Origin of the sequence: Streptomyces actuosus (assembly GCF_016921115.1) — a bacterium.
In the GTDB taxonomy this organism is placed as follows: domain Bacteria; phylum Actinomycetota; class Actinomycetes; order Streptomycetales; family Streptomycetaceae; genus Streptomyces; species Streptomyces actuosus_A.
In genome coordinates this window covers 158899-175756 of sequence record NZ_JAFFZS010000009.1, presented here as the reverse complement: position 1 = coordinate 175756, position 16858 = coordinate 158899, and the positions used below count along the sequence as shown (strand labels likewise).

Genomic DNA, 16858 nt, shown 5'->3' with positions numbered 1-16858 from the left:
AGCGGCAGGGACGCCGCGGCGCCCGGCGGCTCAGGGGCGGGCGTACACGCCGATGTCCTCGCCGAGCAGTCCCCGGAGCCGGGCGAGCGCCCGCACGCTCCGGGTGCGTACCGCCGCCGAGCTGGCGTGCAGCACGTCGGCGGTCTCCTGGACGGACCGGTCCTCCCAGTAGCGCAGTACGACGACGGCCCGGTCCTTCGCGGGCAGCTCCCCGAGCGCCTGCAGGAGCGTGAGCCGCAGCGAGGCGTCGGGCAGCTCGTCCGCGGTGTCCGGTACGGCGTCCGTGGCGCGCTCGGTGTTCCTGCGCAGCCGCTTGTGGGCGAGGAAGGTGCGCGTCAGGACGGTCTGCGCGTACGCGGCGGGGTTGCCGACGCGGGAGACCCGTCCCCAGCGCAGGTAGACGCGCCCGAGGGTCTCCTGCACCAGGTCCTCCGCGAGGTGGGTGTCCCCGGCGGTGAGCAGGCACGCCGACCGGTACAACTGCCCGGTGCGTGCCGCCGCGAACTCCGCGTACTCCTGTGCGCGGACCTGTCTCATGTGCGCTCCCTGATGCTGTGTGCCGGCTGTCGAAGAGGTCCTCACTTCACTGATGCGGTGGGGAGGGGAAAATGTTTCACACGAATCCCGCAGCGAAGAGCCCCCGGCCCGGGTGCCGCGACCGCGACCGAGAGCACGAGGACCCACGGATGACCGAGCCCCCACCGCCCCCCGGCCCCACGCCACCGCCCGGCTTCGGCCCGCCCCCGCCGCAGCAGGCGTTCCCGCCGCCCCCGCCCTACGCGCCCGCGCCGCAGCCCCGGTACGCGGCCCCGGCGCCGCCGTCGTACGGGTCCGCACCCGGTCCGGTACCGGCGCCGCCACCGTCCGCGGGGCCGGAGTTCATGGCGGTGGACAGGAGCAGCGCGGTCGCCGTCGACGCGGAGGGCGTCACCCTTGAGCTGAACGGAGTCTCCGCCGAGTTCCCCTGGCCGGAGATCCGCAGCGTCCACTACCGGGTGAGCCCGAACGGCAAGGCGCTGATGTTCGGGGTGATCCACCTGGACGGCCACTTCTACGAGGCCGTGGTCACGGCCAGGCCCCGCGCCCGTCTGGCGGAGTGGTGCGCGCACCTGCCGTGGGTGCTGGGCCACTACCGCCCGGCGGGCTGACCCGCCGGGCGGCCCCGCTCACAGCAGGTGGTCGGCCCTGCCGTCCTTGATGTCCAGGATCAGGGCGCGCAGCGCCTCACGTGAGTCGGTCAGGTACCGCTCCTCCTGACCGGCTATGGCGATGTAGGCGTTTCCCTGGAGGTCGGTGCCCACGCGGAAGCAGGCGGACCCCTCCGCGCAGAACGGTTCCTCCCAGGTGATCTCGGGCTCGGGCACGGGTCCTTCTCCTCACAGTCGACCGGCGATGTTGTGGATGACGTCGCGCGACTCCTCCGGCGACAGCGCACGCTGCTCCATCCAGTCCAGCTGGGCTCGGTACGTGGACAACTGCGCTTCCTGATGGAGGAATTCGGGGCCGTGGGCGCTGTCGATCTGGACGGTGTCGAGTCGGGGCATCGGACCTTCCGCGTGGACCACGGTCTGTCCGGCACCCGGGAACGAGCCGGCGTCGAAGGGAATGACGCGCACGGTCACATGGGGCCGCCGCGTCATACCGAGCAACTGCTCCAACTGGCCGCGCGCCACCTTGCGGCCCCCGAAGCTCATGCGCAGCGCGGCCTCGTGCACCATGCCGACGTACGCGGTCGGCTCGTCGCCCTCCAGAACGCGCTGGCGCTCCAGCCGGTGGGCCAGCCGCAGCGCCACCTCGTGGTCGGGCAACGGGGGCAGTGCGGCCTTGAAGACCGCCTGGGCGTGGTCGCTGGTCTGCAGCAGCCCCGGCATGTGGACGAAGTGCACGCTGCGGATCCGTACGGCGTGATGCTCCAGTTCGGCGACGTCGAGCAGCCCGGCCGGCAGGCTGCCGCGATACCGCTCCCACCAGCCGTCCCGGGCCGGTCGGGCCATGCCCACCAGGGCGTCGACATACGCCTCGTCGTCGCAGTCGCAGTTGCGGGCCAGGATGCGCAGACGTTCCGCGCTGATGGCGCGCGCACCCGACTCGATATTGGAGATCTTCCCCCGGTCCACGCCGAGCAGTCCGGCGGCGTGCTCCCCGGTCATCCCGGCGGCCGTGCGCATCTTTCGCAGCTCCGCGCCGAGTCTCTTCTGTCGCTCTGTCGGAGACGTTCTCGCGGCCATGCGGTCCCCTTCCTCAGCCGGGCTCGCCCTACTGATGCCCATGTCGCCCCGAACGTGGGCAACACAACCCCCGACGTCCTACATTCGGTAACCGGCACGCTACACAAGGCGGTTGGTCGTGCATCGCGCGAGCCCGCCCCTCCCTTCCGTCCCCGGGAGGCGGGCTCGCGCACCCGAAGCGAGCGCCCCGCGGTCGTCGCGGTGGCGGCCGCCGCCGACGCATCGACACGGATGCTCCTGGTCATGCTCCACGTGGCAGCCGTGTTCCTGGCCGGTGCCTGGCGGTTCCTCCGCCCGATGGTCGTGCTCGGCCGGCGGGGGACCACCGTGCGGGCGGACGTGCTCGGCTACCAGCACTGGACGCGGGAGGTCCGCCCCACGTACGGCTACACCACCGTCGAAGCACCACCATCACCGCGGCCTCGGCCATCCGGCGGATCGGCACCCACAAGAGCGACGGCGTCGACGTCACCTACGACCCGCTCCACCCCGACTCCGCGATCTGCCGGACCGGCTGGCCGACCGCTACCTGCCGGCGTGCATGCTCATCCTGCTCGGCCTGTGGTGGGGCCTCACCGCGACGGCCCACCTCATAGCCACCCTCGCGAACGCGCTGCGCTGACTCCGCACCCGGGGCGCCCCGTAGCGCCCGCGGCTCCGGGCGGAGGTCAGCGGCCGGCATCCATGAAGCGGAGGGCGTTCCCACGGATCGACGGCCGACGCTCGTTGCCATGTACGGACGTTGGTGCGTGCGCTCATGCCGATGCACTCCCTTGACCCTCACAGCAGGTCGGACACCCGAGCCCTGAAGTCGGCCACGTCCCGCTGGATGTACGGAGACAGGTCGGTCAGAAGCCGCACGGTCTCATCCAGGTGGCGGGCGAGTGCCGGTTCCGATCTCCACGTGGGGCCCTTCCGCGTCAGTACCGCCGACAGCAGATCATCGTCGTACCAGCCGGTGACGGATTCTTCTGGAGCTGTTTCCCGCAGGTAGTCCAGAGCCACGGGCAACAACCAGCGCAGACCCACGCCCTGTCCGATCAACCGCCGTAGATCCTCCACAGCGAGATCCTTGATGGGCCTCCGCCGCAGTTCATGGATGCCTCGGACCAGCGTCGTGCTGTCGCGTGCGGGGGCGGGCCATCGATCCCCCTCCAACTCCTCGATTGACTTCTCTCTGTCGACGAAGTCGGACAGTGTCTGCCTTGGCCGATTCGGCCAGATCCCATGGAATTCTGCCTCGAAACAGTGCTTGCGGCGCATATGTGGTTCCCTCTGAGGGGGAGCGCAACGAAGAGGAGTTCACCTTTGGGGTGCTCCAGAGCGCAGATGTCTGTCGTGTCGGTCAGCCTCACATGCATCCAGTCGTCGTCCAGGCCCACTGAGAGCAGGAACGAACCGTCATCCCGCAGCACGCCCCCCTCTCATGTGTGGCGGTTCCGTGCTTTGTTGACGTGCCGTGCGGTCTCAGGCGAACCCGCACGAATGCGCTCGACCGGTGAGGCCTCGATGTGCACGATACGGCGGAATGCCTCCACGACTCTGGGGCCGCTCCCTCTGAATCAGCCGCCTACTTCTAGGCCAGAGTTCAGGAGGCGGCTGAAAGTTTGCGAAACGATGACATATGCGCATTCCTCAATGGGGCGTCCCCCTCCGCTTGGAGGGCCCGTTCATGGCGGTGGTTGTCCGCGATCCGTGTTCTATTTGCCAGTGTCAGATCGCACCTGCGGGAGGGGTACTTGCTGGAGATGTTCAACGATGAGGTCAAGATCCGAAAGTACTCTGAGGCAGAAATCCGGATCGCCGATATTGATGGAGTGAATCACTTCGGAGAAAGCCTATCGGCGCCGATCTCATAGCCGCGGTAGCCGCCTCGTCGGGCGGCTCGGTGACCGTGAACTCCCGGTGCCGGACGTCCCGAGGGGCCGGCGCCTCCGTCCTGCCGGTCCGCGTTTCCGCGGGGGCCGGTGTCGGTCACGTCGCCTTCCGGGGCCGTTTCAGGGTCTCGATGCCCAGGGCGTCCGTCGTGGTGGGACGGGCGTTGAGGCGGTGGGTCACCACCCAGCGGCCGTCTTCGGTGGCGCCGGCGAAGAGGGAGGCGTGGCGGGTGGCGCCGTTGTGCCAGTGCAGCGGGCCGGCGGTCTGCCAGGAGGGGGCGGGAGGGCCCAGGCGGCGTTCCAGGAGGAGGCGGGTGACCAGGTCGGCGACCGCGCGGGGGGTGGCCCACAGGCCGCCGGCCGGGAGGATCGCGCCGGTCGTCGTCCAGGGGGTGCGGGGCCTGCCGAACCGGCCGGGGGCGAGGAGGCGTCGGGCCGGGTCGGGGGTCGCGGTGACCTCGCGGACGTCCAGCGGTTGCAGGACGCGCTCGGTGACCAGCTGCTCGTACGGCATGCCGGCCGCGGCCGTCAACGCCGCGCCCAGGACGGCGTACCCGAGGTTGGAGTACTCCTCGGTCTGCCCGGGAGGGGCGAGGGTCAGAGTGTCGAGACGGGGCAGCAGCCGGTGCAGGGCGGCCTCGTCGAAGGGGGCGTAGGGGTCGCGGCGAGGGGTGCCGGTGCCGGGCGGCAGGCGGGGCAGGCCCGAGGTGTGGTCGGCGAGGTGGCGGAGGGTGATGCCCGTGCCCGGGGGTGTCGGGAGCCAGCGGTCCAGGGGGTCGTCCGGCGTCAGGGTCCCCGCGGCCGCCAGCTGCGTCAGTGCGGTGCCGGTGAGCACCTTGGTGAAGGATCCGATCTCGACGAAGCGGTCGACGGCGTGTCCTCCGCTCGTGTGCGGGGGAGCGGTGTCGCTCAGGACACAGGTCGGGACGGGACGTTTCACCTTCAGCATGAAGGCGAATGTAGTGCGACGATCCGATGAATCAGACCTGTTGGTGGCGCCGCAGTGAGTCGGCCGTGCGGTATCGGTCACGGGCCTCGTCGCTTCGGACCGCCCCGATGTGCGTCGTCCCGCCCCCGGCCCGGTCCGTGCGGACGCCGGGAGTCCCGCAGCGGACCGAACCCCGCCGTGCGCGGCGGCGCGTGGCCCCGGCCGGGTCAGGACGGCCGGGGCCACGCGCCGGGCCGGATCGGGCCGGACCGGGCCGGACCGGGTGGGTCAGGGCCGGACCGGGGCGCGTCGGGACGGCTACGGCAGCGCGTGCACGTGCGCGCCGACGGCGTTCGACCAGGCGTTGCCCGCCGTCGCGTCCCAGTTCGTGGACCACGTCATCGCGCCCCGCAGACCGGGGTACGTCTTCGATGGCTTGAAACTGCCGCAACCGGTGCCCTGGGTCAGGCAGTCCAGGGCGGCATTGACCACGGGCGGTGACACGTAGCCGCTCCCCGCGCCGCGGGGCGAGGCGGGCAGGCCCAGGCCGACCTGGGACGGGGAGAGGCCGCCCTCCAACTGGATGCAGGCGAGCGCGGTCAGGAAGTCGACCGAGCCCTGGCTGTAGACCTTGCCGTCGCAGCCCAGCATGGAACCGCTGTTGTAGTACTGCATGTTGACGACCGTGAGGATGTCCTTGAGGTTCAGGGCCGTCCGGAAGTAGGCGTTGGACGTCGACTGCATGTCGATGGTCTGCGGAGCCATCGTCAGGATCAGCGAGGGGCCCGCCTTCGCCGACAGGGAGCGCAGCGCCTGCGTCATGTAGGTGGCGTCGAGGCCGTTCTCCAGGTCGATGTCGACGCCGTCGAACCCGTACGTCTGCATCAGTGTGTGGACGGAGTTCGCGAAGTTCGTCGCGGAGGTGGGGTCGTTGACGGAGACGGTGCCGTTCTGGCCGCCCACCGAGACGACGACCTTCTTGCCGGCGGCCTGCTCGGCCCTGATGTCCGCCTTGAACTGGTCGACGGTGTAGCCGCCGAGGCCGGCCGTGTCGAGGTTGAAGGTGACGGCGCCCGGGGTCGTCGTGGCGTCGGCGAAGGCCACCGCGATGATGTCGTACGCCGACTGCACGTCGGACAGCCTCTGGACGGTCGCCCCGTTGTCGAAGTTCTGCCAGTAGCCGGTCACGGCGTGCTGGGGCAGACCCGTGCCTCCCCCTCCACCGCCGCCGCCCGAGGCCTCGGTCGTGGCCGTCACCGGCGCCGACTTCGGCGACTCGCCCGCCGTGTTCGCGGCCGTCACCCGGAAGCTGTACGACGTCGAGGCCGCGAGGCCGGACACCGTCGCCGAGGCGCTCGTCGCCGACGCCACCTTCGTGCCGTCGCGGTAGACGTTGTAGGACGCCGCGTTCGAGACCGCGCCCCAGGTCAGGGACACCGACGAGGACGTCGTCCCGGCGACCGCCAGGCCGGTGGGAGCGGCCGGGACCGTCGGGGCGGGGTCGCCGCCGGAACCGCCGTCGGGGCCGTGGACCGAGATGTCGTCGGCGTAGTACGGGGCCTGGGCGTACCAGCCGTGGGTGTAGAGCGTGACCGAGGTCGTGGCCGCCCCCGTGGTGAAGCTCGTCGTCAGCTGCTTCCAGGCCGAGGTGTCGGGGGTCCAGGTCGACACGTCCGTCGTGCCGGTGCCCGTCACGCCCAGGTAGGCGTACCCGCCCCGCACCCATGCGCTCAGCGTGTAGGTGGAGTCGGGTTGGACGGCCACCGTCTGGGTGCACCGGGCGTTGTCCTGCCCGCCGGGGGTGGCCTTCAGCGCGCCGGCGCCGCCGTGCACGGGGGAGGAGACGGTCGTGCCGCTGCTCGCGGAGCAGGTCCAGCCGGCCAGGCCCGACTCGAAGCCCGCGTTCTCGACATTGTTGACGTCGGCGGCCGAGGCCTGGCCCGCGCCCGCGAAGGAGAAGGCGAGGGCTGCCACGAGGGTTCCCGCCCAGACGCGTCTGGGCAGGGCTGGTGCGCGGTCCACTGGTGCCTCCGGGGAGGGAGAGGGGGGTAGGGACACGGTGGCCACCGTCGACGTATCAAGTTGGTCCAGACCAATTCAACTGTCAAGGGGTTCGGGTCGAATCCGCCCGCCGAGCCGGCGCTGCGCCGGATGTCTGCGCAACCTGCCCCGATTTGAAGCGACTTGTGCGCCGGTGTTTCGCGCGGAGCTGCGGAAAGGCTGTTCTCCGGTCACAGACGCGTGGTTACAGTGCTCAGGTAGTCACGCAGTGAAGTCATCTCGATGCACCGGCGTCACACCCGGCCATCGACAGGCGTGGATGGGGAGCTGCGCGTGCCAACTGCCATTGCCGTGACCGGTGCCGACCTGGCACTGCCGGCGCAGGACGAGCGAACCCTGCCCGCGGCCGTCCTGCGGGACATCGACCGACAGCCGCTGGAGCAGGCGCTCCTCGCCGTGCAGACCCTCGTCGAGCAGCACGGGCACGTCGTCGTCGTGTACTCGCGGGCGACACCGCCCGGCGTGGAGCACAGACTGCGCACCATCCGCTCCCTGCTGGAGAGCGACCGCATCGCCTTCTTCCGGCCCGACGACCTACCGCCGTTGGCCGTCGCCGTCCTCGCTCGCCAGCTGCGCCAGCTCGCCTCCTGCGACCTCGGCCCCGGCGTCCTCGCCTCCGCCGGCCGACTCCTCACCCACTACCTCCACGCCGGCGCCCTGCTCGGCTCCCTCGCCCGCCTCGACCGCGTCCCCGTCGACCTCAAGGCGCACGCCCGCTCCTGGGTGCCCGGCAGCCAGTTCGCCGTCCTCGCCCACCCCGAACCCCGCGTCGTACGGCTCGGCACCCCGGACGCCGCCCTGCCCGGCCCCGACTTCGGCACCTCCCTGCTCGTCGCCCGCGGGCAGCTCCAGTCCGACTGGGTCGGCACCACCCTCGCCCCCGCCTGGCAGGCGCGCGGCCTGCGCGAGGCGCCCCTGCCCGCCGAGTCCGCCGACTGGTGGGGCACCGGCAAGGCCATCGAGTTCTGCGCGTACCTGCCCGACCTGTCCGTCCTCTACCAACTCGTCGCCTCCGTACGCCAGAACCCCTGCCACTGGTGCGGCCTCGACGTCATCGGCGACCGCTGCGTCTTCTGCTCCGCCATGCCGCCCGTCCACGGCGAACTGCAGCCGTACGGCGGCCGGCGGTCGTACGGCGACCCGCAACCGTACGGCCGCCGCCTCCCGGTCGGCTGACCGCGCCCCGTCCCCGCCCCGCCCACCCCCCCCCGATGAGGTTGCACGGTCCATGAACTCCCGTCAGCGCCGCGGCGTGATCCTCCTGCTCGTGTCGGTCCTGTGCGCCCTCGGCGCGTTCGCCGGCGTGCTCTCCGTCATCAGCGACGTGAAGTCCAAGGTCGGCCCCGAGGTCACCGCGTACCGGCTCAAGGGCAACATCAAGCCCTACACCTCGCTCACCGCGGACCAGTTCAAGCAGATCCGGGTGCCCGAGCGCTGGCTGTCGGACACCGCCGTCACCGACCTGTCCGAGATCCGCGGCAAGATCGCCGTCACCACACTGCACGCCGGGTCCCTGCTCCAGCGGGACATGATCGTCGACCGGCCCGCCCTCCAGCCCGGTCAGCAGGAGGTCGCCATCATGATCGACGCCGCGACCGGCGTGGCCGGCAAGATCACCCCGGGCGCCACCGTCAACGTCTACGCCACCTTCGAGGGCGACAAGAAAGGGCAGCCCGACCAGTCCCGGGTCATCGTGACCGGCGCCCACGTCCTCGACGTCGGCAAGCTGACCGCCCTCGAACCCGACGCGGACCGCCGTACCCGGTCCACCGAGGCCGTCCCCATCACCTTCGCGCTGTCCGCGATCGACGCCCAGCGCATCACCTACGCCGAGTCGTTCGCCAAGCGGGTCCGCCTCGCCCTGATCGCACCCGGCGGCGACGGCGGCGTCCCCGCACAGGACCGGACGTACGAACTCGCCAAGGACAAGTGAGAGGCCCGCATGACCACGAGGATCCTCCCGGCGGTCGGCGACGCGGACGCCGTCCGGTCCATCACCACCCTGCTCGGCCAGCTGCCTGACGTCGAACCCCTCGCCCCCGTCGTCGACTCCACCCAACTCGTCGACACCCTCGCCCGGCTCGCCGCCGAGTCGGTGGGCGAGCTGCCCGAGGTCGTCGTCGTCCACGAGCGGATCGGCCCGGTCCCCGCACTGGAACTGATCCGCGAGGTCTCCGTCCGCTTCCCGGCCGTCGGCGTCATCCTCGTCACCGCCGACGCCGGACCCGGCCTGTTCTCCGCCGCCATGGACTCCGGCGCCCGCGGCCTGGTCGCCCTGCCGCTGTCCTACGACGAACTCGCCAGCCGCGTCCAGGCCGTCGCCCAGTGGTCGGCGGGCGTCCGGCGCCATCTCGGCCACGGCGGCGACGTGTTCACCGGAGCCGGCGGCACCGTCGTCACCGTCAGCGGCGCCAAGGGAGGCGTCGGCGCCACGGTCACCGCCGTCCAGCTCGCCCTCGCCGCCCAGGCCTCCGGCCACAGCACCGCCCTGGTCGACCTGGACCTCCAGACCGGCGACATCGCCTCCTACCTGGACGTCCAGTTCCGCCGCTCGGTCGTCGACCTCGCCACCATCACCGACATCACCCCCCGCGTCCTGGCCGACGCCGTCTTCCAGCACGACACCGGCGTCTCCCTCCTCCTCGCCCCCGCCGAGGGCGAACGCGGTGAGGAGGTCACCGACCGCGCCGCCCGCCACCTCGTGACCGCCCTGCGCTCCCGCTACGAGGTCGTCGTCATCGACTGCGGGGCGCAGCTCGGCGGCGCCGGCGCCACCGCCGTCGAGATGGCCGACCGGGCCCTGCTGGTCACCACCCCGGACGTCGTCGCGGTCCGCGGCGCCAAACGCGTCGTCCGCATGTGGGACCGGCTCCAGATCCGCAAGGCGGAGGAGACCACCGTCGTCGTCAACCGCCACACCCGCGGTACGGAGATCCAGCCGCCGCTCGTCCAGAAGATCACCGGCACCGGCATCGCCGCCACCGCGATCCCCGCCGCGTACAAGGAACTCCAGGCCGCCGTGGACGCCGGCCGCCTGCACGAACTCGACCACAAGGGCACCGTCAAGCAGGCCCTGTGGGCGCTCGCCGGCGAACTCGGCCTGGTCAGAGCCCCGGAGGGGCACCGCGCCGGGGGACGGCTGCGCGGCGACCGGGCGCCGGGAGGCTTCCGGCGGCGCAGGGAGGGCGGGGGATGAGGCGCCCGCCGTCCGACCGGGGCCAGGTCACCGTCGAGTTCCTCGGCATGGTCCCGCTCATCGTCGTCACCCTGGTGCTGCTGTGGCAGTTCGTGCTCCTGGGGTACACCTACACGCTCGCGGGGAACGCTGCCGACGAGGCGGTCCGCGCGGCGACCGCCGCCGAACCGGGGGCACGCGACGGGGTGTGCGAACGAGCGGGCCTCGACACGCTGTCGGGTGCCTGGAGGGGGGACGCGGACGTGACCTGCACGACCGGTGGCGGCTATGTGAGGGCCTCCGTCTCCCTGGGCGTCCCCGTCCTCTTCCCTGGCGTGATCGGCTTCCCGTTCAGGGTGCACGGCTCGGCGGGAGCGGTGGAGGAGGTGACGGACCGAGATGGCACCTGACGAGGTGGCGGGGGAGACGGACCGGACGGGGGCGCGGCGGAGCCGGAGCGCCGAACCGCGCGGCGGGCGCGACCGGCTGTGGGCCCGGGCCGCGGGACCCGGGGACCGGGGCGCGTGGCGGCGGGACCGGGGCACGTGGACATCCGGTGGGGGCGGCGGCGCCCGGCCGCGGCGCCGTACCGCCCGGATCCCGGACCGCGTCCCACGCCGGTGGGGCCGTCCCGGCGGGCCGCATCGCGGGCATCACCGGCTGCGGTGCCGTACCGCCCGGCTCGTGCGCGGCGGAGGGGACCGGGGGCAGGCCGCCCTGGAGTACCTGGGCTTCGTGCCCGTCCTGCTGCTCGTCGCACTCGCCGGCGTCCAACTCGGCCTGATCGCCTACGCCGCCCAGCAGGCCGGTACGGCGGCCCGCGCCGGTGCCCGCAGCGCCTCCCTCCAGCACGGCGCCCAGCAGGGCTGCACCCGGGCCGTCAGCGACTGGCTCGCCGACGGTACCCACTGCTCCTCCGCCGAACTGGGCAAGGAGGTCCAGGTCACCGCCGACATCGACATCCCCTCCCTGGTCCCCGGCTGGGACTTCGGGCAGGCCCGTCGGACGGCGACCATGCCGCTCGACCACTGACCCCGGCCCTGTCGCCGGGCGACCGGGCGGCAGACCGACCAAGCCGCCCGCCCCCCGCCGACCCGACGTTCCACCCCGCCCCCACCCGACGATCAGCGATCGACGGGCCCCGACCCCGACCATCGACCGAGGAGGACCGGACGGATGAGCCTGCGGGCACGCATCAACTCCCCCGAGGAGCAGGGCAGCCGGGGCGAGGACGGCCACCTGGTCGCCTCCTACCGCGCCAAGCTGCTGGAGGAGATCGACCTCGCGGAGATGGGCGCGCTCGCCGCCGCCGAGCGCCGGGCGCGGCTGGAGCGCGTCCTCGGCCACATCATCAGCCGCGAGGGCCCGGTCCTGTCGACGGTCGAACGCGCCCAGCTGATCCGCCGGGTGGTCGACGAGGCGCTCGGGCTCGGCATCCTCGAACCGCTGCTGGAGGACGCCTCCGTCACGGAGATCATGGTGAACGGCCCGGACGCGATCTTCGTGGAACGGGCCGGCCGGGTCGAGCAGCTGCCCCTCCGCTTCGCCTCCGCCGACCAGTTGATGCAGACCATCGAACGCATCGTCTCCACCGTCAACCGGCGCGTCGACGAGTCGAACCCCATGGTCGACGCCCGCCTCCCGTCCGGCGAGCGCGTCAACGTCATCATCCCGCCGCTGTCCCTGACGGGGCCGATCCTCACGATCCGCCGGTTCCCCCGCTCCTTCACCCTCCAGGAGCTCATCGGCCTCGGCTCGCTCGACGAGCACATGCTGTTCCTGCTGGCCGGCCTGGTGCAGGCCAGGTTCAACGTCATCGTCTCGGGCGCCACCGGCACCGGGAAGACGACCCTGCTCAACGCCCTGTCCGGGCTGATCCCGGACGGCGAACGGATCATCACCATCGAGGACTCCGCCGAACTCCAGCTCCAGCAGCACCACGTCATCCGCCTGGAGTCCCGGCCGGCCAACGTCGAGGGACAGGGCCGGATCAGCATCCGCGACCTGGTCCGCAACTCGCTGCGCATGCGTCCCGACCGGATCGTGGTCGGCGAGGTACGCGGCGGCGAGTCCCTGGACATGCTCCAGGCCATGTCCACCGGCCACGACGGCTCCCTCGCCACCGTCCACGCCAACAGCGCCGAGGACGCACTCACCCGCCTCCAGACCCTGGCGTCCATGTCGGACGTCGAGATCCCCTTCGCCGCCCTGCACGACCAGATCAACAGCGCCGTCGACGTGATCGCCCAGCTCACCCGCTTCCCCGACGGCGCGCGCCGCATCACCGAGATCGCCCTGCTCGACAGCCACGGCGGCGAGCCGTACCGCCTGGCCACGGTGGCCCGGTTCGAGGCGCAACCGATGACACACGACGGGCGCGTCCACGGCGCCTTCCGCCACTTCCCCCTCCCGCGCCGGACCGCGGACCGCCTCCATCTGGCGGGCCAGCCCGTCGCGCAGGCCTTCGGAGTGGCGTACTCCCCGGACGAGCTGGCCCTGCGCGAGGCCAGGTAGGACAGGCAGGACGGACACCTCCCATGGAACTTCAGACCCTGATCACGCTGACCGTCGGCGTCACCCTGCTGACCTGCCTGCTCGCCGTCCTGGGCGTGCACACCTACGCCCGGGGCCGGGCGCAGCGGGCCGCCCTGGTGGACCGCCTCACCCACACCCACCAGCTCCCGCCCGCCGGCCGCCGACGCCGCTTCCGCCACCTGGACCGCAGGCTGCGCCGCACCCGGCTGGGCCGGAAGCTCGAACTGAAGCTGGTGGCCACCGGCCTGGACGCGACCCCGGCCGAGTTCGTCGTCGCCGTGTTCGCCGCGGTCGCCGCCCTGTGGCTGATCGGCCAGGCGGCACTCGCCCCCTTCTTCGGGCCGATCGCCGGCCTGCTCGGACTGTGGGCGGCCGTCCAGTTCCTCAACTGGCAGCGGCAGAAACGCATCGAGAGGTTCATCAACCAACTCCCCGAACTGGCCCGCATCCTGGCCAACGCCACCCAGGCCGGCCTCGCCCTGCGCACCGCCATCGGCATGGCCGCGGAGGAGCTGGAGGCCCCCGCCGGCGAGGAACTCGCCAAGGTGGCCGACCAGTTGGCGATCGGCATCCCCATGGACGACGCGCTCGGCGAGCTGGCGGACCGCCTGCCCTCCCGCGAACTGGTCGTCCTGGTCACGACCCTGGTCCTGTCCAACCGGGCGGGCGGCCAGGTCGTCGGCGCCCTGCGCAACCTCACCCGGACGCTGGAGGAGCGCAAGGAGACCAGAAGGGAGATCCGCACCCAGCTCTCCCAGGTCAACATGACGTCGTACGCCGTCCCCGTGCTCGGCATCGGGTCGCTGCTGCTGATGGACAGCGTCAAGGACGGCGCCCTGGCACGCATGACGGGCTCGCCCGTCGGCCAGGCCTGCGTGATCGTGGCGTTCGGCCTGTACGCGGTGGGCTTCGTGCTGATCCGCCGCATGTCGCGGATCGACGTCTGACGGGGAGGACGGACATGGACCTGGGAACGGCGGGCCTGCTGCTCGCACTGCTGACGGGCCTGAGCGTGTGGGGCGTCTTCGCGGGCATCCGCATGTACCGGGCGGACGCCAGACTCCCCGACGACCTCGCGCTCGCCCTGGAGGTCGGCGCCACCCGCACGAGCGCCGTCGACTCGCTCATCGACCGCATGGGCATGCGCTACGCCCCCGCCGTGCAGCGCCTGATGGGACCGAAGCTGGTGGCCCGCGTCCGCCGCCGCATCGACCTGGCGGGCAACCCCGGAGGCCTGACCATCGACCGCTACGCGGCCCGCAGGGCGGTGTACGGCGCCCTGGGTGCGTTGGGCTTCCTGGTGTTCCTCCTGCGCGGGAACTACCTCGTGGCACTGCTCCTGCTCGCCTTCGGGGCGTTCTGGACGGAGGTCGGCATCTGGGCGGCCGTCCGCGTCCGCAAGGACGTCATCGAACGCACACTGCCCGACTTCCTCGACGTCCTCGCGGTCGTGGTCAGCGCCGGCCTCAACTTCCGGCAGGCCCTGGACCGCGTCGCGTCCCACTACGAGGGCCCCTGGGCCGACGAGATCCGCATCACCCTCCGCCAGATGGACCTCGGCATGAGCCGTCGCCAGGCCTTCGCCGAGCTCAGGCGGAGGAACGACTCCGAGCAGGTCGCCATGTTCGTCACCGCCCTGCAGCAGGGCGAGGAACTCGGTGCCCCCATCGTCGAGACGCTGGTCTCCCTCGCCAAGGACATGCGCCGCACCGACGCCCAGAACGCCCGCCGCAAGGCGGCCCGCGCCGTCCCGCGTGCCACGCTGATGATCACCACGTTCATGGTCCCCGCGACGATGCTGCTGCTCGGCGCCGGGCTCCTGCTGGGATCGGGCACCGACTTCGGGTCCCTCACCGGGGAGTAGGGGAGGGGAGATGGCACTGACCGTGGCGAGAGCGCAGCGCGGCCGGAGGAGGGCCACCGACGGCCGACGGACCCTCGGGGAGCCGCTCGCACCCGCCCGGCCCGCCGGCACGCCGGGCGGGTACGGCAGCCCGGACACCGCCGAGGGCCTCCGGTCACCCGCGCCCCCGGCGACGGTCGGGCGGGCGCCGCAGCCCGAACGCGGCGCCCTCCAGGCGATGTGCCGCCAGGTCTTCGGCTTCCGCCTGGCCATGATCGCCCTGGCCGCACCCTCCGCGCTCCTCAACGCAGCCCCGGGCCTCGGCGTGCGCCTGGTGGCCGCGGCGGTCGTCGTCACCTTCATGGCGTCGTACGCCCTCTTCCGCGACTGGGAGCGCTTCGGCCCCCTGCTCCTGCGCCATCCCAGCCTCCTCGCCGTCGACAGCCTCCTCGGCTCCCTGCTGCTGATCTCCGCGGGCCCCGACACGACCCTCGCCTACGTCAGCGTCTGCACTCCCCTCCTCGCCGGCATCGTCTACAGCTGGCGCGGCGCCGCCTGCTTCGCCTCCCTCCAGGCGCTCATCCTCCTGCTGGTCCACGGCGTGCAGGGCGGGGCGGCCGCACCGGCCGAGGCCCTGCTCCTGCCCGGCCTGTGCGTCATCACGGGCGCGCTCGGTTCGACCCTGCGCAACCTCCTCCTCCGCTTCGGTGCCGCGACCCAGGCCCTCACCGCCGTGCAGTCCCGGCTGGCCGTCACCGAGGCCGTCAGCGCCGAACGGGCCCGGCTCGCCCGTGAGATGCACGACTCGGTGGCCAAGACCCTCCACGGCGTGGCACTGGCCGCCGAGGGCCTCGCGGCCTCCGCCGACCGCGTGAACCCGGCCGCGGTGGAGCAGCAGGCCCACGTCATCGCCGGCTCCGCCCGCCGCGCGGCGGCCGAGGCCAGGGCCCTGCTGAGGGACCTGCGCGCGGAGGCCGCCCACGACGACCCCGCACACGTCACCGACCCCGACGTCCTGCACCGCCTGGCCGCCCTCACCCGCCGCTTCACCTCCACCACGGGCGTACCGACGACCTACCACCTCACCGGCCCGGAACCCGCACCCCACCTCCCGCCCGGCGTCACCCGCCAGCTCCTCGCCATCGCCGGAGAAGCCCTGGAGAACGCCCACCGCCACGCCGCCCCGACCCACGTCGACGTCACTGCCGGCGTGGAGAACGGCATCCTCCACATCGGTGTCCGCGACGACGGCCGCGGCCTGCCGCCCGGCACCACCCTCGACCAGCTCCGCCGGGCGGGCCACTTCGGCCTGCTGGGCATGGTCGAACGCGCCGCCTCGGTCGGCGCCCGCATCCGGATCGGCCCCGGCCGGCGTCCCACGGGCACGGAGGTCCGCCTGGAACTCCCCCTGCCCTCCCGCGAAGGAGACCCCCGATGAGCGCCCCCCTGAGGGTCGTCGTCGCCGACGACAACCCCGTGGTCCGCGCGGGCCTGACCGCCCTGCTCTCCGGCCGGGCCGGTCTCACGGTCGTGGCCGAGGCCGCGGACGGCCGCCAAGCCTGCCGGGCCGCCGATCGCCACCGCCCCGACGTGATCCTCCTCGACGTCCGCATGCCCGGCATGGACGGCCTGACCGCCCTGCCCCACCTGGTGTCCGTCGCCCCGGTCCTGATGCTGACCTACAGCGGCGAGTCGGACACCGTCCGGGAAGCCCTCCGCCTGGGCGCCGGGGGCTACCTGGTGCACGGCGAGTTCACGGCCGACCAGCTGATCACGGCGGTACGGGACGTGACGCGGGGCCGCCCCCACGTCACCCCCACGGCGACCCTGGCGCTCCTGGCCCACCTGAGGGACGATCGGAGTGCAACTGCACATGCAGATATCCCGTCAGGTGCGTTACAAACAGCCACTTCCCTCAAACCGCTTTCGCTAATGCAACGGCTTGTGGGACAGTCGTCGAGGGCCGTCCGGGGCCGACTCAGCACGAGGGAGGCGGAGATCATGGACCTCATCGCCTCCGGCATGACCAACCAGCAGATCGCCGCCGCCTGCTTCATCAGCGAGAAGACCGTCAAGAACCACATCAACCGCATCTTCGCCAAGCTCGACAGCACCAGCCGCGCCCAGGCGACGGCGAAGTGGCTCGGAACGGCACGGGGGTGAGGACGACGTGAACGGCGACCGCAGCACACCCCGGAACACCCGTAACTG

The 16858-nt window shown here is 72.2% G+C and carries 17 protein-coding genes; 11 read left to right on the top strand and 6 right to left on the bottom strand.

The window, feature by feature from the left end; all coding sequences use genetic code 11:
* Positions 1 to 30: 30 nt before the first annotated feature.
* Positions 31 to 537, bottom strand: coding sequence for a SigE family RNA polymerase sigma factor (locus JS756_RS14595; RefSeq protein WP_205383518.1), 507 nt, complete (start codon positions 535 to 537; stop codon positions 31 to 33).
* A gap of 149 nt (positions 538 to 686) precedes the next feature.
* Between JS756_RS14595 and JS756_RS14590 the strand changes: the two genes are divergently transcribed.
* Positions 687 to 1148 carry a hypothetical protein gene (locus JS756_RS14590; protein WP_205383517.1) on the top strand — a complete coding sequence of 154 codons (462 nt, stop codon included), beginning with the start codon at positions 687 to 689 and terminating at the stop codon, positions 1146 to 1148.
* 18 nt (positions 1149 to 1166) lie between these two features.
* Here JS756_RS14590 and JS756_RS14585 read toward each other — a convergent pair whose 3' ends face one another.
* The 5 genes from JS756_RS14585 to JS756_RS14565 all read right to left on the bottom strand — a co-directional run bounded on the left by JS756_RS14585 (position 1167) and on the right by JS756_RS14565 (position 7055).
* On the bottom strand, positions 1167 to 1364 hold the full coding sequence (locus JS756_RS14585) for a hypothetical protein (RefSeq protein WP_205383516.1): 198 nt from the start codon (positions 1362 to 1364) through the stop codon (positions 1167 to 1169).
* 12 nt (positions 1365 to 1376) lie between these two features.
* Positions 1377 to 2228: a helix-turn-helix domain-containing protein gene (locus tag JS756_RS14580; RefSeq protein WP_205383515.1), complete on the bottom strand. Its 852-nt coding sequence runs from the start codon at positions 2226 to 2228 to the stop codon at positions 1377 to 1379.
* Between the two features lie 780 nt (positions 2229 to 3008).
* Positions 3009 to 3491, bottom strand: a complete 483-nt coding sequence (locus tag JS756_RS14575; protein ID WP_205383514.1) for a contact-dependent growth inhibition system immunity protein — start codon at positions 3489 to 3491, stop codon at positions 3009 to 3011.
* A gap of 711 nt (positions 3492 to 4202) precedes the next feature.
* Positions 4203 to 5054, bottom strand: coding sequence for a serine hydrolase domain-containing protein (locus tag JS756_RS14570; protein WP_205383513.1), 852 nt, complete (start codon positions 5052 to 5054; stop codon positions 4203 to 4205).
* Between the two features lie 297 nt (positions 5055 to 5351).
* On the bottom strand, positions 5352 to 7055 hold the full coding sequence (locus JS756_RS14565) for a chitinase (protein ID WP_205383512.1): 1704 nt from the start codon (positions 7053 to 7055) through the stop codon (positions 5352 to 5354).
* A gap of 330 nt (positions 7056 to 7385) precedes the next feature.
* On the opposite strand from JS756_RS14565, the gene JS756_RS14560 reads away from it, so the two are divergent.
* The 10 genes from JS756_RS14560 (at position 7386) to JS756_RS14515 (ending at position 16810) form a co-directional block, all read left to right on the top strand.
* Positions 7386 to 8270, top strand: coding sequence for a hypothetical protein (locus JS756_RS14560; RefSeq protein ID WP_307790657.1), 885 nt, complete (start codon positions 7386 to 7388; stop codon positions 8268 to 8270).
* Positions 8271 to 8322: 52 nt separating this feature from the next.
* The gene (cpaB, locus tag JS756_RS14555; RefSeq protein ID WP_205383510.1) at positions 8323 to 9027 is read left to right on the top strand and encodes a Flp pilus assembly protein CpaB; all 705 of its coding nucleotides are present in this window, start codon (positions 8323 to 8325) and stop codon (positions 9025 to 9027) included.
* Positions 9028 to 9036: 9 nt separating this feature from the next.
* Entirely contained in the window at positions 9037 to 10290 is a 1254-nt protein-coding gene (locus JS756_RS14550) for a CpaE/TadZ family protein (protein ID WP_205383509.1), read from the top strand.
* Positions 10287 to 10679, top strand: coding sequence for a TadE family protein (locus JS756_RS14545; protein ID WP_205383508.1), 393 nt, complete (start codon positions 10287 to 10289; stop codon positions 10677 to 10679). The genes JS756_RS14550 and JS756_RS14545 overlap by 4 nt, the downstream gene beginning before the upstream one ends.
* Positions 10680 to 10953: 274 nt before the next feature.
* Positions 10954 to 11301 (top strand): TadE/TadG family type IV pilus assembly protein, encoded by a 348-nt coding sequence (locus tag JS756_RS36775; RefSeq protein WP_307790640.1) that lies wholly within the window; start codon positions 10954 to 10956, stop codon positions 11299 to 11301.
* Between the two features lie 144 nt (positions 11302 to 11445).
* The gene (locus tag JS756_RS14535) at positions 11446 to 12783 is read left to right on the top strand and encodes a TadA family conjugal transfer-associated ATPase (protein ID WP_205383506.1); all 1338 of its coding nucleotides are present in this window, start codon (positions 11446 to 11448) and stop codon (positions 12781 to 12783) included.
* 23 nt (positions 12784 to 12806) lie between these two features.
* On the top strand, positions 12807 to 13751 hold the full coding sequence (locus JS756_RS14530) for a type II secretion system F family protein (protein ID WP_205383505.1): 945 nt from the start codon (positions 12807 to 12809) through the stop codon (positions 13749 to 13751).
* 14 nt (positions 13752 to 13765) lie between these two features.
* The gene (locus JS756_RS14525) at positions 13766 to 14668 is read left to right on the top strand and encodes a DUF5936 domain-containing protein (RefSeq protein WP_205383504.1); all 903 of its coding nucleotides are present in this window, start codon (positions 13766 to 13768) and stop codon (positions 14666 to 14668) included.
* A gap of 10 nt (positions 14669 to 14678) precedes the next feature.
* Entirely contained in the window at positions 14679 to 16085 is a 1407-nt protein-coding gene (locus tag JS756_RS14520) for a sensor histidine kinase (RefSeq protein ID WP_205383503.1), read from the top strand.
* Positions 16082 to 16810, top strand: coding sequence for a response regulator (locus JS756_RS14515; protein WP_205383502.1), 729 nt, complete (start codon positions 16082 to 16084; stop codon positions 16808 to 16810). Before JS756_RS14520 ends, JS756_RS14515 begins: the two co-directional genes overlap by 4 nt.
* Positions 16811 to 16858: the final 48 nt, after the last annotated feature.